At 66.6% G+C, this 21074-nt stretch carries 15 protein-coding genes; 3 read left to right on the top strand and 12 right to left on the bottom strand.

Going from position 1 to position 21074, the window contains the following annotated elements; translation table 11 throughout:
- The coding region (locus HPY83_03970; protein NPV07108.1) for an MFS transporter at positions 1 to 797 on the top strand (797 nt) is incomplete at its 5' end.
- A 28-nt stretch (positions 798 to 825) separates the two neighbouring features.
- On the opposite strand, the gene HPY83_03965 is transcribed toward HPY83_03970, so the two are convergent.
- The 5 genes from HPY83_03965 to HPY83_03945 all read right to left on the bottom strand — a co-directional run bounded on the left by HPY83_03965 (position 826) and on the right by HPY83_03945 (position 10980).
- A complete protein-coding gene (locus tag HPY83_03965) occupies positions 826 to 4701 on the bottom strand; it encodes a tetratricopeptide repeat protein (protein ID NPV07107.1) in 3876 nt (1291 codons plus the stop codon).
- 60 nt (positions 4702 to 4761) lie between these two features.
- Positions 4762 to 6990, bottom strand: coding sequence for a trypsin-like serine protease (locus HPY83_03960; GenBank protein NPV07106.1), 2229 nt, complete (start codon positions 6988 to 6990; stop codon positions 4762 to 4764).
- Between the two features lie 74 nt (positions 6991 to 7064).
- Positions 7065 to 9359 (bottom strand): trypsin-like peptidase domain-containing protein, encoded by a 2295-nt coding sequence (locus HPY83_03955; GenBank protein NPV07105.1) that lies wholly within the window; start codon positions 9357 to 9359, stop codon positions 7065 to 7067.
- Positions 9360 to 9433: 74 nt separating this feature from the next.
- A complete protein-coding gene (locus HPY83_03950) occupies positions 9434 to 10021 on the bottom strand; it encodes a hypothetical protein (protein NPV07104.1) in 588 nt (195 codons plus the stop codon).
- Between the two features lie 11 nt (positions 10022 to 10032).
- On the bottom strand, positions 10033 to 10980 hold the full coding sequence (locus HPY83_03945) for a PrsW family intramembrane metalloprotease (GenBank protein NPV07103.1): 948 nt from the start codon (positions 10978 to 10980) through the stop codon (positions 10033 to 10035).
- 643 nt (positions 10981 to 11623) lie between these two features.
- Between HPY83_03945 and HPY83_03940 the strand changes: the two genes are divergently transcribed.
- Positions 11624 to 12781 carry a Gfo/Idh/MocA family oxidoreductase gene (locus tag HPY83_03940; GenBank protein ID NPV07102.1) on the top strand — a complete coding sequence of 386 codons (1158 nt, stop codon included), beginning with the start codon at positions 11624 to 11626 and terminating at the stop codon, positions 12779 to 12781.
- Between the two features lie 120 nt (positions 12782 to 12901).
- On the top strand, positions 12902 to 14371 hold the full coding sequence (locus tag HPY83_03935) for an L-fucose/L-arabinose isomerase family protein (protein ID NPV07101.1): 1470 nt from the start codon (positions 12902 to 12904) through the stop codon (positions 14369 to 14371).
- 64 nt (positions 14372 to 14435) lie between these two features.
- Here the strand turns inward: HPY83_03935 and HPY83_03930 are convergent, their stop codons facing one another.
- The 7 genes from HPY83_03930 to HPY83_03900 form a co-directional block, all read right to left on the bottom strand.
- Positions 14436 to 15143 carry a hypothetical protein gene (locus tag HPY83_03930; GenBank protein ID NPV07100.1) on the bottom strand — a complete coding sequence of 236 codons (708 nt, stop codon included), beginning with the start codon at positions 15141 to 15143 and terminating at the stop codon, positions 14436 to 14438.
- 20 nt (positions 15144 to 15163) lie between these two features.
- The gene (locus HPY83_03925) at positions 15164 to 15901 is read right to left on the bottom strand and encodes a methyltransferase domain-containing protein (protein ID NPV07099.1); all 738 of its coding nucleotides are present in this window, start codon (positions 15899 to 15901) and stop codon (positions 15164 to 15166) included.
- Positions 15898 to 16698 (bottom strand): creatininase family protein, encoded by an 801-nt coding sequence (locus tag HPY83_03920; GenBank protein NPV07098.1) that lies wholly within the window; start codon positions 16696 to 16698, stop codon positions 15898 to 15900. The genes HPY83_03925 and HPY83_03920 overlap by 4 nt, the downstream gene beginning before the upstream one ends.
- Before the next feature lie 10 nt (positions 16699 to 16708).
- A complete protein-coding gene (locus tag HPY83_03915; protein ID NPV07097.1) occupies positions 16709 to 17290 on the bottom strand; it encodes a hypothetical protein in 582 nt (193 codons plus the stop codon).
- A 108-nt stretch (positions 17291 to 17398) separates the two neighbouring features.
- A complete protein-coding gene (locus HPY83_03910; protein ID NPV07096.1) occupies positions 17399 to 19120 on the bottom strand; it encodes a polysaccharide deacetylase family protein in 1722 nt (573 codons plus the stop codon).
- Between the two features lie 133 nt (positions 19121 to 19253).
- Positions 19254 to 20030, bottom strand: coding sequence for a sugar phosphate isomerase/epimerase (locus HPY83_03905; GenBank protein NPV07095.1), 777 nt, complete (start codon positions 20028 to 20030; stop codon positions 19254 to 19256).
- Between the two features lie 139 nt (positions 20031 to 20169).
- Positions 20170 to 21030 (bottom strand): AAC(3) family N-acetyltransferase, encoded by an 861-nt coding sequence (locus HPY83_03900; GenBank protein NPV07094.1) that lies wholly within the window; start codon positions 21028 to 21030, stop codon positions 20170 to 20172.
- Positions 21031 to 21074 lie beyond the last annotated feature (44 nt).

Below are 21074 nucleotides of genomic sequence, written 5' to 3'. Positions count from 1 at the left end.
TGGTGCCGCCTCACCGGTTGGGGGTCGCCTTCGCCATCATCTTCACCGGCACCACCTTGGGGGGAGCGGCGGGCAACCTGGCGGCTGCGGCCGTCATCAGGGAGCGGGGCTTCGGCGCCCTGGGCGTGCTCGCCATCGTGGTAGGAACGCTGGTCTTCCTGGGGGTCGGCCTCGCCATTCCCGACCGGCGCGCGAGCCTGTCTGACCGCAGGGAGGCCGCCCTCACCACCTACCGGGCGCTGGTCGCCCGACCGAGAACGCTGCTGCTTCTCTGTCTTCAGGCCGTGCCCACTGCGTACTACGGGGCGGCGGTCCTGCTCATGCCTCTTCTCATATACCGCGTGTCCGGTCGCCCGTCGGATTCGGCACACTACGCTACGCTGACGCTAGTGGGCTCTTCCATCGGGCAGTTACTGGCTGGGAGGCTCATGGACCGCCACGGGGCTAGGCGCCCGCTGGCGGTCTTGGTGGCAGGCATCGCTGCTGTGTCGCTGTCGACGGCGGCCCTCACGGGCAGCTTCATCGGGCTGTTTGCCTGCGGAGTGACAGGTGTATCGCTGGCATGGGCGCTGTCGGTAGCCTACCCAGTGCTGGTGAAGGAGCTATGCCCTGGGCCGGAGCACGGCCGCATGCTGGGGCTCCTCTACCTGGCCTGGAGTGCCGGTATGCTGCTGGGCACGCAGTTGGGCGGGTTGCTCGTCGGCTGGGGAGGTGGAGTGCCGTTCCTCGTGCTGGGGGCGGCCAACCTGCTGATCCTGCCCCTGGCGGTCAGGCTAGTGCGGGCGATAGCTCACTGAGGCGGCATCGCGGCAGGGCACGAGGCCACTAGCGTGGTCGAAGAGTGGCGATTCGGGCCAGGGCGCGGTCGCGTGCGGCGGCCATGGAAGCATCGCAGCCGATAGCGGCCTCAAGATACGGGCCGGCCTCCTCCTCGCGCCCGGCAGCGTACAGCGCCACTCCCAGCTGGTGGGTGGCGCGAGCGTAGTCGGGCAGGGCGGCCACAGCTTCCTCGGATAGACGGACAGCCTCCTCGAACTCGCGCCTAGCTTCGGCCTCTCGCCCCAAGTGCTGATAGGCTAGACCGAGGTAGATACGGATCGAGACCGAGATGGTGTGGGCCGGATCGGGAAGGGCGGCAGAGTAGGCGGGCTCATGCTCAAGCGCCTCTCGGAGGTAGTCCAGCGCCGACTGCGGGTCGCCACGCTGGAGAGCGATCGCTCCCAGGCCGAGGTACGCGGTGCTGTCGTCGGGCATGTGTGCTAGTGAGGTACGGTAGGACGTCTCCGCCGCGGCCAGATCCCCGGCCCAATCCTGGAACTGGCCCAAGGCGCTCCAACCGAGCGCGAACGTGGGCATCAGACTGACCGCTCTGTCGGCTTCAGCGATGGCCTCGTCGAGGCGACCCTGGCGGTAGTGGAACCAGGCAACCAGGTAGTGTGCGCCGGCCAGGTCTGGGTATGCGCTGAGCAGGGCTGAGTAGGTCGTCGCGGCGCCGGCCGGGTCGCCCTGGGCCTCCTGTAGGCCGGCAAGCGTGGCCAAGTACTGCGCCGAAGGCGTGCCGTCACCCCCCAAGCTGTCTAGCGTGGCCCTGGCCTCATCCAGTCGGCAGAGCTTACTCAGCGCCCCGGCCAACGCGATCCGGATCGGTTCCTCGGCGTCCTCATCGGGCAGCGCCGCCAGGGCAGCCTGGTACTGAGCCACTGCCGCCTCCACATCATTGGTGGCCTCATAGAGTGCGGCCAGTGACAAGCGGGTGTAGGGGTCGTCCTCGATGGCGAGGAGGCGGCTGTAGGAGGAGATGGCCGCCTGTGTCTCGCCCATGGCCTCGTAAGCTTCAGCCAGGCCGGTCAGGGCGGCCACGTGCTCCGGCTCGAGCTGAAGCACTGCCTGGTACTCAGCCACTGAACGGCCATACTCGTGTAGCATGTAGTACACGCTAGCCAGCAGGTAGTGGCCTGCCGAGTCGGGATTGAGGGACACGGCCAACTCGGCGGCCTGGCGAGCGCCGTCGTAGTCCTCGAGCATGAAGGAGATGGCACCGAGCATGTAGGCCACCCCGGCGTTATGAGGGTCGCCGGCGAGGTAGGTGCGGGCTCCCTGGGCAGCTTGCTCGTAGGCGGCTTTCGCTTCTTCGGGGCGCCCCTGCTGCTCTAGGATCTCGGCGATGGAGTTCCAGGCAGTGAAGTCGTCGGGGTCGGACTCCACTGCTGCCCGGTACTCAGCCAGGGCTTCGTCAAGCTGGCCGCGCTGGAGGTACAGGTTGCCTAGAAGGCCACGGGCGTTAGCGTTGCAGGGCTGGCGTGCTACCGCTGTCTCGAAGTGCGCCTGGGCTTGCTCCAGGTCGCCCAAATGCTCATAGGCTATGCCGAGGGACACGTGGTCGCTATAGAGGCCCGGGGCCATAGCCGCTGCCTGTCCGTAGGCGGCAGCCATCTCCGCCCAGTCCTCCTTCTCCCAGTAGCCCATGCCCAGCGACCGGTACAGCCAGGCCAAGCGCTCCCGCCTCAAACCGAGCGACTCTGCCCTCTCGATGGCGCGCCTGTACTCGGCCAGGGCGCCATCTACGTCGCCCTGGCTCAAGCGGATGTCCCCCTTAGCTGCGATGGCCTGCGGTTCGTCTGCCTCAGCGGTCGGCTCCGCTGCCAGCCGCGCGGCCTCAGCGTACTCGGCTTCCGCCTCCTGCTCGCGGCCGAGGTGGAACAGGGCCTCGGCCAGGGCGCTGTGGGCGGCCGCGTCCGTCGGATCGAGACGCACAGCTTCGGCGAGGGACGAGGCTGCCTCCTGCCAGCGGTTGTCGGCGGACAGGAGCAGGCCGTGGAGCACATGGGCATCGGCGCTGTCGGGCCTCAGGCGGACTGCCTCTCGGGACTGCTCGAGGGCACCATTGGGGTTGCAGTAGGCGTTATAGGCGATGGCTAAGTTCCGGCGAGCCTCGTAGAACTCGCCGTTGATAGCGACTGCGGCCTCCAAGGCCGCCACGGCCTGATCGAAGGCGTAAAGGTTGAAGTGACAGGAGGCCTTGTAGAGCAGTATCGCCTCTTTGCCCATCAGCACCGCTTCGCCCGGCACAGACTGTAGCGCGGCGTCGAAGAAGCTCAGGGCTTGGGCGTCTTGGCCGTCGGCGAAGTAGACTAGGCCTATGGTGGCCGTGGCCAAGTAGCTCAGCTCGCGCAGTTCCTTGTCTAGCCGCACCTCAAGGTGGTCTAGGCTAGCCAATCCAGCCGACGATTGCCTCACGATAGGGGCGTACTGCTGAGGGGCGTTAACCAACTCGAAGCGCGGGTTCACTCCGGCATCGTCGTACCAGCCGTAGATGACGATGGCAGCTTTGCGAGAGGCCGCTCGCCTGCGAGCATCTGACTCGGTGTAGACCTCATCGACCCGCTCCACATAGACCCCCTCCACCCCCAGCTCGGCCAGCGCCTGGTTGAGCCCAGCCTCGATTCGGCGGGCGTAATCCACGCTCTTGGAGCCGGGCACTCGATCGAAGGAGGAGATCAGGACGATCAGTCCTTTGGGTGGCCGGGTCATGTCGTAGACGGTCCAACCGCCCCAGCCTGCTGCTGCCAGAAGCGTGATGGTCAGACCACCTGCCGCCAGGATGCGCTGCCTTCTGGTGAAGGCCCGGGGCCGCGCCAGCACGTAACCGGCGCTCAGGACCATAGCCCCCACGCCTATCCCTACCACTACCAGGCCCACCAGCGGGTTCCGCAGCAGGCCCACCGCGTGGATGAACTTGTCTATGAGGGCCATCACGGCAGTGAAGATGGCCAGAATCTGGACCAGGAACTGCCGGATGCCTTCCCTGGCGGGCTTGGCGGGCGACCCTTCGGGCCCGGAACCTGGGCGACCGTCCTGGGCCGAGGTTGGCGGAGGCGTCGCAACTGCCGCAGCTTCCGGAGGCGCCTGAGCGAACTCCGGAGACGCTTTCAGGGAATGCTCCAGGGCGGCCACCAGTTCCGCCGCCGTCCGAAAGCGCTGAGCCGGGTCGGGGTGCAGGGCGCGCAGCAGCACCGGGGATGGCGCCGTCTCCTGTCCTGGGACGGCGCTCGCCTCGCTGGCAGGCGGGGAGTGGCCGACCAGGAGGTGGTAGGCAATGGCCCCTAAGGAGTAGACGTCGGCACGCGCGTCGGTGGGGCTGTCCTCGGTGAGTTCGGGCGCCCGGTAGGGATCGGGACCCTCGCGCCCGCTCATCCCGAGTGTAGCTCCGAGCCCGAAGTCTGTCACCGCTGGCTCGCCTTTCGGGCCGAGAAGGATGTTGGCGGGCTTGAGGTCTAGGTGTGTCACTCCTCGGCGGTGGGCGTAGTCAAGGGCCGCAGCCACGGCCCGGAGGATGGCCAGGGCGCGCTCCTGGCTCAGCTTGCCGCCGCTCACTTGCAGGCGGGCCAGCTCCTCTTCCAGGCTATGGCCCTCGATGAAGGGGGCAGCTAGATAGGCGATCCTTCGGTCGCCGGCGGTGACCACATCGTAGGCGGTGACCGGGAGGATGTGAGTGTGGTGCAGCGAGGCTGCCGACCGCGCCTGGCGCCAGAAGCGCTCCACCAGGGCATCGCCGTCGGCGGCATCGGGGTAGATGACCTTCAGGGCGACTTCCGATCCGGACTCAGTGTCGTGCCCCAAGTAGAGCTCGCGTAGCCGGTCGCCTCGCACTCGCGAGGTGATCTGGAAGCAACCAAGGGTCCATCCAACTAGGTCCTGCATGACGTCAACACCCGCCGGGCACTGCTTCAGGAGAACCCGGTGCCTGGATCCCTGAGCGTCTCACCGCACCCGCTGCAAGGCTACCGATAGCTCGACAGGGCTCTCGACCCCCTCGCTGATGTAGACATCATCCTCGGCGACGCTGTAGTAGCCGTCGGCGCCCACGATGATGCTGTAGGTCTCACCTCGTACCAGGGGCCGGACCAGCTCGTAGTAGCCCCACTGGTCCGCCTCGCCCCAGCTGTAGACCTGATCCTCCACCCACTCGAAGTCGTCGACGTAGATCCCGGGCTGAAGTACCAGTACAAAGGCTCCCGGAATGCCCCGCCCGGTGGCAGCGTCCACGATGTATCCATACATCTGCAGGTCGCCGGTGCGCGGTACCGGGGTGGGAGTAGGCCGACCGCTACCCACGATGGAGCAGGTAGCCTCCCGAACTGTCCTGCCCAGGACGGACAGCTCCAAACGGTACTGCCCTGCGGGTAGAGCGTCGTCACTGCTGATAGCTACCCAGAAAGCTTGCCCGCTCTCACCGAAGGCCCAGGTGTCGTCCATCGAGGTAAGGGGCTCGCCGTCCAGAGACCACTGACGGGACCAGTACCAGCCGTCCTGCATGCGTTCGTAGTCGAAGAAGGCGTAGAGCTCCGCGATGCCGTACGGAAACGACGTCCCCGGGTTGACCGGATCGCCTCTGCGGTCCACCCCTTGGGCGAAAGTCACCGGGCCGAAGAAGCTGTCCTGCTCGACGGTGCCGCCGGCGAGAAAGTCGCTGGTGGCGGCGAGCGTCTCGCCCAGGTAGAGCTCCAGGCGATAGGTCCCCGGCTCAAGGCCACCGGCCTGGCTCAGAGTCACGGAACCGACGCCGGACGCTCCTGGCAGCGGCTCCCCCGAGGCACCCTCTATGCGCTCGCGGTCGCGGTACCAAACGTACGACCACTCCTGGCCGGTGCTCACACCCTCGTAGGTGAAGCTGGCCCGCACGTCCTGTCCCCCAGCTGGCAGGACGTACCCCGTGTGGCCGTTGGCCTCAAACATGATGTCAAAGAATGCGGGCTCGGCCACGACGGGCCCGCCCACCTCAACCGAGGCAGAGCCGATGAGCATCCCCTCGTAGTTGATCAGGAACTCATAGGTGCCATCCGCCAGGGGCTCATTGTGGATGCTGATCCATGAGGTGCCGCTTGCGCCGCCGGCCCAAGAGGCGGGGGCCCAGACGTCGTCGTAGGTCTCGCCCTCGTACACCAGCACCGGTTGCCAGGCGGCACCGTCATCGAAGCCGCTGTAGTCGAACAGCATGTATATGTCTTCCACGCCGCTGGGGAAGGACCGCGATACCGTAATCGGCTGGTCGTACTGGTTGACTGCCGGGGCAAAGATGAGACGACTGACTGAGGCCTTGCCGCTGGCGGGTTGCCTGGAGGGCTCGGAGGTAGGGGAGGGCTGCATGTGCAGTCCTCGTTGGGCGGCGTCAATGAGCGGAAGGGCCAGGTTGATTGGACGCAGGGCATTGATGAAACCACCCATGGGTATGCAGGCATCGTTCTCGTCTATCCTGCCGTCGTTGTTGGTGTCGGCGTAGGGACGGCAGTCCAGCCGTAGGTCATCGCCGGAGCCGAACTTGGTGGGCACACCGACCAGGAAGCCCTGGTCGTCCACCGCAGTGCCGCCGCTGTTTCCCCCGGCTACGGTGGCGTCGGTCTTGATCCAGGCGCGCCCCTGGATGCCCCGGGCGCTAGAGAAGCCGCTGACGTTGCCGCTGGTGAAAGTGATGGTCTCGCCGCCTATCCCGGGATACCCGAAGATGGACACGGTGTCGCCTATCTCGAGTTGATCCGAGTCCCCAAGGGGCACGTAGGGCAGGTTGAGGCTGCCGGGATCTATGGCCGATCCGTCGATGCTTCTCGCGAGCCTCACCACGGCCAGGTCCAAGTCAGGGCTGTATTGCACCACCTCGGCTATGTACGTGGGCCGCGGTGGCTCGTCTGAGCGTATGGTGATGGCCACGATGAGCAGGTCGTACTCGAACTCAGCCCCGCCGTACATGGATACGGGATTGGCCACGTGGCAGTTGGTGAGCACCAATCCGTCGGGGGAAACGATGGTGCCCGAGCCCGTCCACTTGGGGATCAGGACGCCTCGCCTGCCCTCGTCCACGGCGATGAACTGCACCACGGCGCTCATCACCCTCTGGGTAGTGGGGCGGTCCAGGGCCTTGGCGGCCGGCGAGATCAGCAGCGAGACCATGACAACGGCGAGGGCCACGATCGGTAGACTGCGCCTCAGTCCCATTCTCCCTCCGCGTCCATACCCATCGCGGTGGGCAGGGGCGCTGGCCACGCCCTGGCGCCCCTGCCCACCAGCGTCTACCTTATGCGAGTCAAGGCGATGTCAATCTGGTACGACGGCTCGGCGTCCTGGCCGATGTAGATGCCATCCTCGGCGATGAGGACATAACCTTCGGCCCCCACGATCATGCTGTAGGTCTCGCCGCGCACAAGGGGCAAGGCCAGTTCGTAGTAGCCCCATTGGTCCGTCTCGGCCCAGGTGTAGACCTGATTCTCGTCCCAGGTGAACGTGGCGGTGGTGATGCCAGGCTGAAGGACCAGGAAAAAGGCTCCCTTGATGCCGCGCCCGGTAGCGGCGTCGTAGATCGTGCCGTACATCTCTACGCCGGCTCTGGGCGGCAAGGGAGTGGGCGTAGGCGCTGGGCCGCCGCCGATGGTGCAGGTTGCCTGCTGCACCAACTCGCCTCGCACATAGAGCTCCAGCAGGTACTCCCCTTGAGGCAGCGGGTCCCTGCTGCTGTTGATGGCAACCCAGAAGTCCTCGCCGCTTTCGCCGAAGGCCCAGGTGTCGGCCATCGAGGTCACGGACCGGCCATCTATGTACCACTGACGGGACCACTCCCAACCATCTTGCATGCCTCGGTAGTCGAAGAAGGCATACAATTCCTTGAGGCCGTACCGGAACACGGTTCCCGGGTTCACTGGCTGGTCGTTGCGGTCCACACCTTCGGCGAAGGTGATGGGACCGAAGAAGTCCTGCTCTGCCTGGCTGGTGGCCAGGAAGTCAGAGGTGGCCGATAGGCGGTCTCCGACATAGAGGTCCAGCCTGAAGACACCTTCCTCCAGGCCTCCTCGCGCCGTCAGGGCGAAGTCGGCAGTACCCGAAGTGCCGGGCAGGGTCCCGCCCTGGCCGCTGTCGATCTCTTCACCGTCGAGATACCACACGTAGGACCAGCTGTCGCTCGGCGTCATGTTACGGTAGTCGAAGGTGACATCAACCCGGTCGGCGCCGGCGGGGAGCAGGTAACCCTTCGCGCCTCCGGCGGTGAAAGTTATGTTGGCCAGCGACGGTCCGGTATCGGCCGGACCCCCCACTCTGACAGAAGCGGTCCCCACCTCCTGGTTGTCGAAGTACAGGATGAACTGGTAGAGGCCATCAGCAAGGGGTTCGGCATGGATGCTAAGCCAGGATGTGCCCGTTGGGCCCCAGCCCCAGCTGTATGGGGACCATATGTTGTCATAGAGCGTACCCTCGTAATCCAGCATGGGCTGGAAGACGGGGCCATCCACGAACCCAGCGAAATCGAAGACAAGGAAGATGTCCTCGGTGCCGCTGGGGAAGGACTGCACCACGGTGACGGGTTGGTCGTACTCGTTGATCGCCGGGGCGAAGATGGCGCGGGTGATTCGGGGACCAACGGGCCGTGGTGTGGGCCTAGGTCCGGGCGTGACGGTGGCCTCCGGTTCTGGGGTGACGGTAGGCTGCGGAATGGCCGTGGGAAAGGGTAGCGAGGTTGGCTGGGGCTCCACGCCAAGGCTGGCCGCCTGAATGATGGTCGCGGCCAGGTTGATAGGCCGGATGGCGTTAGTGGAGCCACCGGTGTTGGTGCACTGGTCGTTCTGGTCCACCAGGCCGTCGCCGTTGGTGTCGTCCATGTAGCGGCAGTGGAGCACGTCGTCTGCAGATCCGGCAGCGCCGACGGCCACCACCCCCACGACTGATCCCTGTGCATCGAAGGCGGGGGCGCCGCTGATGCCACCTCCCAGATCGGCATCTGTACCGATCCAGGCGCGGCCGGCAACGCCGCGTCCACTGGCAAACCGGGTCACCTGGGCCTCAAGGGAAGCCATATCAGCGCCTAAGCCTGGGTAGCCCAGGACCTGGAGCGAATCGCCAGCCTGCAGGGCATCGGAGTCGCCTACGGAGGCAAAGGGTAGGCCGAGCGACCGTGGTGTCACCGGGCTGCCATCGAGCCTCTGAGTGATGCGCGCCACCGCCAAGTCGAGGGCAGCGTCGTACTGCACCACCTCGGCCACGTAGGTCGGCTGCGGGGGTTGACCCGGCTGCACCACCAGGGAGACGACCAGCAGGTCGTAGTCGAACAGACGATCGTCCCAGATGACGCGTGGGATGGCGACCTGGCAGTTGGTGAGTATCAGGCCGTCCGCGGAGATCAGGGTACCGGTTCCCGTCCACTTGGCGGTGAGCCGGCCGCCGCGGCCCTCGTCTACCGCGGTAAGCTGAACTACAGTCGGCAAGTTGGCATCGTGTTGGCGGGGACCCTGCGCCGCGGCCATATCGGAGCCGAACCAAGCCAATAGCACCATCAGGGCCAGTGCTACCAGCGGAAGATGCTTCGCTCTCATGCTCATGGCTTCCTCCCTTCGTGTCGGGAAGCGCTTGGCTGCACCGGTGCTCCCACGGGCAGAGCGCTGTCAGCAAATGCTCACTTCGGCGACGAGCGCAGGAACGCGTGGAGATCCTTGAGGGCCCGGTCGAAGTTGGCCTCGGCCGCGGTCAGTGTCACCACCTGGACGTTCTGGCCGACAACGAAGAGGTACTCCTCCCCCAGCATTACCACCGGAGCCGCCTTCAGGAACGGGTTGGCGTTGGTCTCCACGTAAGCGAAGGTCACGCGCAGCGCCTCCCGCCCGGCGACTGCAGCGGAAGGCTCGACCTCGAGGACGCGGTACGCGGTCCAGGTTCGGCCTCGCTCCAGCGTCAGGGCCTGGTGAACGGCGTTCAGGGGGCTGGCCGCGTCGGCAGTGACAGGGCGGCGCTGCAGAGTCAGGGTAGTGCGAGCGGGGCTGTCAAGCTTCTCCACTTGCAGGAGCACCGGCGGATCGGCAGTCGCTCTTATCCAGCCGGCCGGATAGGGTATGCGCAGCCCGTCAACCTCGTGTACCCACGTGCGGCCCTCGGCCACGGCCTTCACAGCCCAGCCCAGCAGCAGAGCCACGATGACAAGGCCAACCACGGCCCAGGAGGCCCAACGATCGCGCCTGACGGCGAGGGCAGTCGCTTCGGTGTCCATATGTGTGCCTCCTATGCCCCTACGGCTTGCGGGGCCCGGCGAGCGAGGCGCCGGATGAGGTAGAAGAGGACGGCGAAGGTGAGAGCCGCCACCACCGTGCCCAGGATGAGCCCGGGCCAGGGATTGTGGGTGCCTCCCTGCAGGGTGATGCCCGTGGTGCTAACCTCGCCGAGGAAGTAGACGAAGAGGCCGTTGAGGGTGGCTGCCAGGGCAAGGCCGGCCGGCATCCACCAGATCGGCTCATCGTCGAACTTGCAGCGCCCGAGGAAGTAGCCGCTGAGGCCGCCGAAGCTGGCCAGGGCAAGGGCCGTCACGGCCACGCGAATGGCTCCGGACGTCAGGTCCAGTCCGCCGCTCTGGACCACGAACTGGACGTTCACCAGGCTGGCATAGCCCAGGCCGGCAGCGGTCCCGTAGATGATGCCATCCACCCGCTCATCGAACTCCGACGTGGGGTAGACGCTATAGCGGACCGCGGCATAGATGAGGAACTGCTCGGTGAAGCCGATGATCAGGATGGCACCGAGGATGTGGTAGAGGACTCCGGCTGTCAGCCAACTGCGGACCTGGAACACGCCCTCAACCAGAGGAATGCCCACAGCCCGTGCCAGTAGCGCTGCCAGGACGAACACGCCTAGCACCATACGTTTGGGCTCGGGCTCGCGGACGTCCTGCAGGTAGAAGACGGCCATCCAGATCAGCGCCGGAACCAGCGCGAGCAGCACGCTGACGACGAGCAGCGCCGATCCCTGCAGGCTTGGCTGTGCCGAGCGGGCCAGGAGGGCCACCACCGCCACGAAGACCGCGGTGGCCACTACGCCGACCAGGCTGGCCCACCACAGCCCTCCGCGGTCGCGATCCACCCGCGCCTGACAATCAGCGCAGTATCGGGGCCCACCTGCCTCGGGGGGTGTTCCCATCAGAGGCTTGCCGCATGCGGAGCAGATGTCACGATCCATGAGCACCTCCCACGCGAGAACAGTGGACTGGGCGGCAGTCGAGGATTCGATGCCGCGGGCGGTAGCCCAGCCAGAGGAGCGACAACCATGGCGCCTTGGCGATGCGTCGCAGACGCCACCGGCGGCGCCCCGGGCGGGCAGCGACGACGTCCGTACTCAGCGGGTCACGTGGCGGATGCCGTGCCCCACGGTGGGAGCAACAGGCCCGCCGGCTAGAACAGGCGGCAGTCCGGGGCGCGCCTGCCGTGGCCGAAGCCAAAGAGCAGACGCGTAGACCCAAGGCGAGTGCCTGTCAGAGGCACCCATGGGCGGGTCACGAGGCAGAGTGTGCCGAGCGCCGACAGGTGCTGTGCCAGCGACGGTCACCATCGCCTACCCTCCAAGCGGTGGCAGCCATCGGGCACAGCGCTCCCGGCACGAAGGCACAGTCTACATGATAGTCAAGATGGCACCCGCCATCAATGCCAACAGGCGGGAAACTGGGCGCCATTGTGCCTCCAATGGGCAGATGGGCGAGACGGATGGCGCTGCGAGAAGCGTGCTTTCGCCACGTTGTTGCGGCTGGACAGACGGGATGCGGAAGGATAGGTTACCGGTAGCTGGGAATCGCGCTGGGCGCAAGGCGGAGGTGCAGGCTCACGCTATGGCTGAGATCGGTGTTGGGATAGTGGGATACGGGTTCATCGGCAGGATACACGCGCTCGCCTATCTTTCTGTTCCCTGGACCTACCCGGGAGCTCCTCGGGTGCGGCTGGTGGGCGTCAGCACGGCCACCGAGGAGAGTGCGGACCGGGTGCGGAGGGAGGGTGGCTTCGAGCTGGTGACTACAGACTACCAGGAACTCCTGGAGCGCGACGACGTGCAGGTGGTGAGCTGTTGCGCTCCCAACGATGCTCATCGGGAGATCGTCTTGGCTGCCTTGGCGGCGGGCAAACACGTGTATTGCGATAAGCCGCTGGCGCTGAATCTGGCTCAGGCGGAGGAGGTGGCTGGAGCGGCCGCCGGCACCACGTCGGTGTGCCAGATGACCTTCCAGTACAGGTTCGTGCCTGCCATTCGCCGAGCGCGTCAGATGATCGCCGAGGGTTTCCTGGGGCGTCCGCTGCAGTTCCGGGCCGCCTATCTCCACTCCGGGTACGTGGACCCGCAGCGTCCCCACTCATGGCGCCTGGATCGGAAGCGTAGCGGGGGCGGGGCGGTGATGGACCTGGGGGTGCACGCGGTGGACCTGGTGCGGGCCCTCTGGGGCGAGTTCCGCTCGGTGGCGTGCCTCCAACGCACCTTCATCCCGTGGCGGCCGCGTCCCGATGGTGCAGGCCTGAGCCACGTGGATGTTGACGATGTCAGCCTGGCCCAGGCGGAGCTGGCGAACGGAGCCGTGGGCACGCTGGAGTTCTCTCGTCTCGCCACAGGGAGCGAGGATGAGTTGCGGATCGAGCTCTACGGCGACCGGGGCGCCCTACGGTTCAACCTCATGGAGCCAGACTGGCTCTATGCCTATGACGGCCGACCACCCGATCAGCCCCTGGGCGGGGAGCGAGGCTGGCAGCAAGTCGCGGTGCTGGGGCGGTACCCGGAGAAGGGGGCCCTGCCCGGAGCCAAGTGCACTCAAGGCTGGATGCGCTTCCACGTAGCCTCCGCCTACGACTTCCTGAACAATGTGGCCCGCGAGGAGATGTCCTGGTACTCCCCTGGCTTCAATGAGGGGCAGGAGGCGCAGAGGGTGGTGGAGGCCCTACAGAGGTCAGCGACCAACAACGGCGCGTGGGTTTCGGTGGGCGAGGTGAGGGGCCAGGGCTGAACAAGGGGGCCGGAGATCTCTCGCCGATCCTGAGGTCGGAGCCCCTGCGGGCGACCCGACCGGGGCCAGGAGGGGGTATTGGTGACGGCAGTGGCAAGCGAAGTCGGGCGAGGAGGCGAACTGCGACTTGGGGTCTTCGGCTGCGGCTGTTGGTTCTACTGGGACCAGTTCCCGGGCCTCAAGGAGCGGCTATTGGCCCACCAGGCCTTCTTCGAGGAGAGGCTGCGCCAGGCCGGGGTGACGGTGGTGTCGGGCGGCCTGGTGGACACGGCGGAGGAAGCGGTCCGGGTGGGGAACCGCTTCCGGAGCGAAGGCGTCGGGTTCCTGCTCTGCTACATGAGCACCTATGCCCTCAGCAGCACCGTGCTCCCCGTGGTGCAGCGGGCGGCGGTCCCAGTGGTGCTTGTGTCGCTGCAGCCCAGCCGGGCCATGGACTACCAGCGCGCCACCACTTTCATGCAGCTGGAGCACGACAACCAGACCAGCCTGCCGGAGGTGTGCAACGCCCTGATGCGGGCCGGCATAGAGATACCTGGCATAGTAGTGGGCGCACTGCACGATCCGGCTGCCTGGGACCGGGTGCTGGGTTGGTGCCGGGTGGCCAGGGCCTACGCAGCGGTGAGGAACGCTCGCATAGGGGTGATGGGCCATGTCTACGAGGGCATGCTGGACATGAACTCGGACCCCACCATGTTCGATGCCCAGTTCGGGATGCACTGCGAACACCTGGAGCTGGACGACCTGCACGCCCGGGTGGAGGCGGTGAGCCAAGCCGAGGTGGAGCGCAAGCTGGAGCAGATCCGCGAGACTTTCATCTTCCCGCCCCCGGGCTCGGACCCGATCGCGGGGCTGGCGGCGCCGGAGGACCTGGCCTGGGCGGCGCGGGTGGCCTGCGGGCTGGACCACCTGGTGGATGACTTCCGCCTCACCGGCCTCGCCTACTACTACCGCGGGCTGGCCGGCAACCCCAACGAGAGGTTGGCGTCGGCGCTGATCGTGGGTAGCTCGCTCCTGATTGGTCAGGGCGTGCCCATCGCGGGGGAGCTGGACATCAAGACGTGCGTGGCCATGCTGCTGCTGGATCGGCTAGGGGCGGGGGGCAGCTTCGCCGAACTTCACCCCTGCGACTTCGACAGCGACATCGTACTGGTGGGGCACGATGGTCCCCACCACATAGCTCTGGCTCAGGGGCGGCCGGTGCTTCGGGGGCTGGGCCTGTACCACGGGAAGCGGGGATCGGGCGTCAGCGTGGAGTTCCAGCTCAAGCATGGTCCGGTGACTTGCGTGGGCCTGACCCAGACCTATGACGGCCGGTTCAAGCTAGTCCTGGCCGAGGGGGAATCCCTACCGGGACCGATCCCTGCCACCGGGAACACCAACACCCGCTGCCGCTTCCCGCCGGACGTGGGCCGGTTCATCGAGAACTGGAGCTTGGAAGGCCCCACCCACCATTTTGCCCTCGGGTTGGGGCACGTGGCGCACCTGGTGGAGGATCTGGCACGCTGCTGGGGTACCGAGTGCGTGAACGTGACTGATCCCCACTACCGCCGACAGTCGCCGATGGGGCGCCGCGGGCGAGCCTGGCTGTAGGGCTGGGCCGTTGGTAGTACAGCCGTGGCGGCGGCGCTCGCCGCCAGGTCGCTGCCGTGAGTGGTCATGGCACCAGAGCCAGGACGCGGCAGGGCGAGGCGCAGGCCCCTCGGATGCGCAGGGGGGTGACCACCAACTGCACCCGGGTCACGGGCACCTGGGCGAGGTTGACCAAAGGCGCCAGAAGCAGAGTCGGCGAGCGGAAGAACATGGGGAAGAACGAGGGCTTCTCGCTGAGGTCGCTCCAGTTGGCGGCGTCGGAGCCGAGGATGCCGCAGCGGTGCCGGACCACCCAGTCCACGGCGGAGTAGCGGAAGTGGGGCGACCGGCTCATGAAGTCGGGCTCGTCCCAGTGACTGTCCCAGCCGGTGGCGAGCAGTAGGGCGTCGCCTGGGCGGACCGTCTCTCCGGTGGCGGCCAGGGCCTCCTCGATGTCCTCGGCGGTGATCACCTCCTCGGGGTCGCGCGGGATCCGCAGCACCACGGCGGAAGGCAGCAGCCGCTCGAGCGGCAGCTGGTCTATCGTCTCTCGGCCGGGGTACATGTGGGCGGCAGTCTCCAGGTAGGTGGATGCCTGCACCGGCAGGCGGACTTCCTGGGCGTAGATGTCGTAGTCCACGATGTTGAAGTTGCCGGCCAGGGGGATTTCCTTGACCTCCACCGCTGGGTAGGGCGGGGGCAGGCGCCACATGCCGTTGTAGACGTCCCCCGTCAGGTCAATCACCCGGCCCACGTGCCAGGTGTCGCCAATCTTTGCCCATCGGTCGTGCATGTCTCCTCCCTACCTACCTCTCACTCGCCCTCGGGGCCGGGCTTACGGAAGGTGAGCACGTACCACAGACAGCCTCCGGCCTCTCGTTCGGGCTGGAAGCCTACAGCCGTGGCCCAGCGGCGCACGGTGGCCCGCCGCGGGTAGTCCGGATCGGGCAGGAACTCGCTGACTCCCAGGAGCCCGCCCGGGCGCAGTACCCGGCGGACCTCTGCCAGGGCTCGCTCCCGGTCGGGCACCTCGGCCAGCACTGTCACCATGAAGGCCACGTCCACGCTCTGGTCCGGCAGCGGAAGGTGGTAGGCGTCGGCCAGACGAAGCTCCACGTTCGTGATCCCCAGCCTTCGGACCTTGTGGCTCAGCCGGGCGAGCATGCCCGCCTGGGCATCGGCAGCGATGACGCGACCGCCAGGCGAGGCCTGGCGAGCTGCCTCGATGGTATAGGTCCCGGGGCCGGGTCCGAGCTCCAGCACCGTCATGCCGGGGGCTATGCCGAGGGGCGCCAGCACCTCTTCGGGCGGCTGCAGAGCCCGGCGAAAGGGGCTGTCCAGCAGGGCGCCCACAAAGGCGGGCGTGGGGAAGCGCAGAAAGCGCCGGGCCACCCGAGCCCCTATGCTCCAGAGCAGTGCCAGGCCCAGAAGAGCCAGAAGCGCTCTTCCCACCGCCAGGGCGACGGCATCGAACCCTGGCCCGAGTGGTCCGCGGCCCGGGGAAACGGCGCTCGCCGTCCGTGACCGGGGTCCCGGGGATGCCCGCGTCAATCTGCGCCTTCCATAGTGCGGATCAGCTCCACCAGGCCGGCTACCGCCTCCTGGCAGACCTTGCGGCCGAACTCGGCGTTGGCGTTGCTGGGGTCGCCCATGACGCCGACCTTCGTGTCGGGGTTCTGGGTCACTATCGGCACTACCAGCGGGTGGTTCACCAGCTTCGTCCTGGTCTGATACGCGTCCTGGTCGCGGCGGAAGAGGTCCATCAGCTCGGGCGTGTCCGTCACCCACAGCTCCTTGGGGCGAACCAGCTCCGGGTGCCAGTAGAGCATGAGAGAGGTCTCCAGGTAGCCGGCATGGAAGTCCTTGGCGGCGAAGCACTCCTTCACCGAGGGGGTCAAGTCGGTGAAGGTGACGGTGGCCAGGCGGACGTCGCGATAGCGGACGTTGCGGCGATAGAACATGTCGGCGGCATCGAGGGCTGCCTGCTGGTTCTCGCTTCCCCCGTGACCCAGCAGGATGATGATGTTGCGGAAGCCCTGATTCGCCAGGGACTTGATGATGTCCATGGTGAGGAGAGAGAGGGTCTGAGGGCTGATGTCAGTGGTGCCCGGCAGCTCGCCGCCGGAGAAGCTGTACATGATGGGCGGGGCTACCACGCAGCCAGCCACCGGCGCCACCCGCTTGGCGATCTCGTAGCAGTTGTAGACGTCGGTGTTGAGAGGCAGGTGATAGCCATGCTGCTCGATCACGCCCATGGGCAGGATGACAGTGCGCGTCTTGCTCAGCGCCTCCCGCATCTCCCGCACGGTCATGAACTCCATGATGTAACCTTGGTTTGGTGTGTCCATAGGACCTCCTTCATTGCCCGGGCCCGATTCCCCGGCGGAACCTGTCCACCCGTCCCTGGATATCCTCTAGCACCTCTTCCACTGCGCTCAGGTCGGTCTCGCTCAGATACGGACGTAGTTCCTCTAGCAGCGGGTCAAGGGGCGGGTCGTATTCCTCGATCAGGGAGGCAATGTCGTTCTCGTACAGGCCGACGCGGACGAAGTCGCCCTGGCGGTAGAGAGACGGCAGCGCGTACAACTTCAGCAGGATCAGGCCTTCCACGGTGACGCAACGGATGCGCTGTCCAGCGAATCGCTTCTCAGTGGCGTAGTCACGCTGGACCTTAGCGAACAGCGGGTTGCGGGTGAGCAGTATGTGCACCGGTAGGCCGCCAAAGCTGCCCGTGGCAAAGTACAGCTCCTCATTGGCGATCTGGAGTTCGGGCAGTTCGCGCGTTGAAGCGAGAGCGAGGATCAGGTCTATGTCCTGGGTGTTCCGACCCTCTACGTACTGGAGCATGGCTATTCCTCCCACCAGCAGGTAGGGAATCTGCCTTTCCTCCAGCAGCGCGAACAGCCGCACCACCGCGGCCTGCATCCCAGGTGCCTCCATAGGTGCTCCTCCACGTCGTGGATCGAGCGCCAGGGCCCAGTAGATCACGTCGCCTATGACGATGTCCTCTCCGGTTCCAGCGTGGCTGTTCACTCGTCACTCCCCGCGCTACCTGAACACTACCCGCACCTGGCTCTGGGTGCCAGTGCTGCCGGCTGGCAGCGGTACGAAGGCGTAGTCGTGCCCGTGCACGGAGCGCACGGTGGGCTCGACCTCCTGGCCGTTCAGGCTGGCTTCCGCCGCGCTCCTGCCTTCGGGCACCGGCGCCATGGCTGTCAGCCCGCTGCCGTCGCGCCCGCGGGTGACACTGAAGGAGAGGGTCTGGCCGTCCCAGGCGGTATCGCGGATGCCGGCGGCGTCACGGGCCAGGGTGAACTCCAGCCACTCGTCGGCGCTGAGCACGGGCAGGCCCATGTCGTGGGCCGCCCGGAGCACGCCCTTGACGAAGGGGCTGCTGTAGGTGAAGAAGCTCACTGGATGGGAAAGGAAGCCGAAGGGCGTGTGGTACCGATCGGCGGCCTCACGCAGGGCCAGCGTGGCCCGGGCGATCTCGGTATCGGGCTCGCCCGTCAGCACCTTCTGCACCGAAGCGTCGTCGTAGAAGTTGACCGATTGCTCGAACAGGTCAATGATATCGCCCTGCTCGTCCACGAAGCGCATGGGCCTACCCGAGCCGTTGACGTACAGGCCCCAGTTGTCCAGCAGGCTGATGACGCTGCTGTCCATCTGGAACCCCAGGTCGGCTAGTATGCGGGCCGACTCCACGTAGCCCTGCCAGTGCACGCAGTGCGAGCGATAGATGCGCGAGGGCATACCGTACTCGGCCTCGACCTGGGCCTTGTGCCGTCGCACTGACTCAGTCATGTGCCAGTACGGGTCTATCTCCCGGATGCGGGGATTGGTGTGCACGGAGAAGGAATGCCCGCGGCGGATCCACTCCCGTACCTGCTCGGGGGACTGGCGCGACCCTTCCACCATGAAGACGTGGATGTGTCCTCCCACCTCCTCCACCGCCTCGATGAGGGCGCTGAACTGCTCCAGGGTGGACCAGTCGTCGTCGCTGGTCATCACCACGACGCTTCTCAGCTCGGGACGCTGGAAGTACCAGAGGCGCGGCAGCGGCTCCCGGGTCACGCTGTTGAGCACGTGGGTGAGGAGGTTGCAGTGCACGTCGGCCTGGGGGATGTGGCCCCGGCTGAGGTCCAGGTGCCCGGTGAAGAGATCGTTGGGGCGCTGCAGGTGGTCGGAGGCGAAGCCGGCGGTAGACTGATAGGCCAGTCGGGGGTCGCCCTGGCGGATGGCCGCCACCACAGCGGGGAGGTCGTAGGCGAAGAAGGTGAAGGTCCCCTGGCCTACGTTCCCGGTGGCCACTGCAGGGTAGGGGGTGCGCTCCTCCGGGGAGGAGTAGAGCCAGGCTTGTACTTCCCAGCCCTCCGGCAAGGACACCTTGGTGGCGGAGCCGTGGAACTGCACGCTCTCCCCGCCGATGGCGCGCCCGATGCGGTACATGCCCACCGGCTTGACGTAGGCGTCCACCAGAGCCTTGTTCTCGGACTTGGCACCGAAGGCGGCGAGTAGGTGAGCCATCGGCTGAAAGGCGATGAGCCTGCCGCCGCTTTCCACGTAGGCGCGCAGCCAGTCTATCTCAGGATACTGCAGGATGACGGGAGTGAGGATGACCGCTGAGGCATCGCCGATCTGCGGATCCGAGCCCACCTCCCATTGCTGGAGGCGAAAGCCGTGAAGGCCCTCGGTCTTAAGTATTTCGGCGGTGAAGCGCCCGTAGGTATTGACGCGCTGCTGGGCACGAGTGAGGACCACAATCTCCATCGGTTCTACCTCCACGACATCGCTGGTGTCGGGGGCCGACGCGGGGGCGCGGGCCCTGGACCAGACTGTCACCGTCCTACTGTGGTTGTGGGGGAGGCACGGGTCCTGCCCCTAGACCTGCACACCCTCCCCATCACAGCGAGGCTAGGATCCCGCGCACGGCGTCGTAGGCCGCCTGCAACCGGTCCGGATAAGGCCCTCGCCCGAAGGGTGAGAGGATGTACCACCCCTGGTAGCGACGAGACTCCAGCGCCGACACCAGTTCCTTCAGCTCGGCGTTGCCCTCGCCCGGCCGTACCTCTCGGCCGTTTTCGAACAGGGCGTCCCGCAGCCGCAGACAGCGCATCCCCTGCTTGAGGGGGCCGGACAGGAAGTCGGTCAGGAAGGGGTGCCTCTTGAGAGCCGCCGAACGAGCAGGATCATAGCAGGAGAGCAGGCCCGGATGACCGACCTCGGCCACGAAGCGGCCCAGAGTCTGGCCATCGGGCGGCCAGGCTTCCGGGTCGTTCTCCAACAGCAGCGTCGCCCCGGCGGTGTGATATACCTCCGCCATCTCCGCCATCAGGCTTATCGAGGGCGCCATCTGGCCGAGCTGTCCGCTCGGCAGCAAGAAGTGATCGGCACGGCTGACCAGATCCCAGAGGGGCAGACGCCCTGGATCACCGGGATGGAGCGGGGGCGCCGGCAGCCGGGCGATGCGCGCCTCGATCCCGGCGTCTTCCAGAGCGTCCGAGAGATCCGCCGCCCTGATCTGGTTGGATTCGAGAAGCCACTCTGGCCCCAGCTCCACCGTGCCGATACCCAGGGCCGCGATCCGCTTCACAGCGGCGCGCCAGCCTCGCATCATGGGCAGGGGCGCACACAGCCGCCTCATGGCGACCTCACCTACCGGCATCAGCAACTCAGCCAACGCCTCACCCTCCGGATTGGGGGGAGAGGGGGTGATGGGGAGACGCGGGGACGCGGAGACAAGCAGCCCTTGAGCATCTCCGCGTCACACAGTCTCCCCCTCTCCCCCTCTTCTTCTTGCTGTGTCTCCGCGGTAACTGCTAGACGACGCAGCACTCGCAATGCGGGTCGCCGCAGCCCCAGCGGCGCGTCAAGTCCGGCCAGTCAGTCTCGTCCGGCTGTCCCGTCTGAGCGGAGCGGATCTGCGCCCGGGCCCACAGGCAGAAGATGCACCTGGGCTTGTCGCAGAGGAGCGCCGCAGGGTCGGACCGCAGCAGCCGGACGGCGAAGTCCACCAGATCGCGCACCCGGATAAGCCGCACTATCGCGTTGCCGATGATACCCTGCCGTTGGAGGTTGGCCTCACGAAGGGGCCAGTCTATGCGGATGAACTCCCGGTGACCGTATGCCATCTCTCGGGCCCGGTAGTGGCTTGCGGAACCGTCCGGGTTGACTACCCTCAGCTGACTTGTGCGCAGGTAGGGCACCCGTACCAGTGCCTCCGCCAGGTGCAGCATGGTATTGCGGTCGTGGTCCACCCCGATCAGGAGCACCCACGATCCTTCCTGTTGGTACAGCTTGTGGTAGGGGCTGCCGATGCCGGTGGGGTCGGTGTGCTCGTGCCCCTCGGTGAGCCAGCGGGCCTGCGGCCCGATGGCGGCCACCGAATGGCTGGGGTGCCGGCTGCGGAAGGCATCGGGCCGGCGCCAGAAGACTTCGCTTACCAGGCCTGCGGTGGAGGGGGAAGTGCGCACGTCGAAGGGCCGGTAGATGTCGGGAAGGGCGGGCATCATGACGGTGCCACCAGGCGACACCGCCTCCAGGACAGCGTCTATGAGGGTATCGGCGCCTCCCTCGACGTGGCCGAGGCTGCTCAAGGAGCAGTGCATGATCAGGCTGTCCCCCGGCGAGAGGCCCCCAGCCCGTAGCCCGTCGCGGATGTACGCTTTGTCCAAAGTCACCGGCAGTCTCCCCGCCCTGGCCCATGGTGGCCGTCAGGGCCCTT

Source organism: Anaerolineae bacterium (assembly GCA_013178015.1).
Lineage (GTDB): Bacteria > Chloroflexota > Anaerolineae > DRVO01 > DRVO01 > Ch71.
This window is presented reverse-complemented; position numbering and strand designations above follow the sequence as displayed.

Coding starts and splice junctions, on each gene's coding strand:
- HPY83_03945 (NPV07103.1), bottom strand. CDS start 10,980: ATGGATCGTGACATCTGCTCCGCATGCGGCAAGCCTCTGATGGGAACA.
- HPY83_03915 (NPV07097.1), bottom strand. CDS start 17,290: ATGGAGGCACCTGGGATGCAGGCCGCGGTGGTGCGGCTGTTCGCGCTG.
- HPY83_03950 (NPV07104.1), bottom strand. CDS start 10,021: ATGGACACCGAAGCGACTGCCCTCGCCGTCAGGCGCGATCGTTGGGCC.
- HPY83_03955 (NPV07105.1), bottom strand. CDS start 9,359: ATGAGCATGAGAGCGAAGCATCTTCCGCTGGTAGCACTGGCCCTGATG.
- HPY83_03940 (NPV07102.1), top strand. CDS start 11,624: ATGGCTGAGATCGGTGTTGGGATAGTGGGATACGGGTTCATCGGCAGG.
- HPY83_03910 (NPV07096.1), bottom strand. CDS start 19,120: ATGGAGATTGTGGTCCTCACTCGTGCCCAGCAGCGCGTCAATACCTAC.
- HPY83_03930 (NPV07100.1), bottom strand. CDS start 15,143: ATGCACGACCGATGGGCAAAGATTGGCGACACCTGGCACGTGGGCCGG.
- HPY83_03920 (NPV07098.1), bottom strand. CDS start 16,698: ATGGACACACCAAACCAAGGTTACATCATGGAGTTCATGACCGTGCGG.
- HPY83_03960 (NPV07106.1), bottom strand. CDS start 6,990: ATGGGACTGAGGCGCAGTCTACCGATCGTGGCCCTCGCCGTTGTCATG.
- HPY83_03965 (NPV07107.1), bottom strand. CDS start 4,701: ATGCAGGACCTAGTTGGATGGACCCTTGGTTGCTTCCAGATCACCTCG.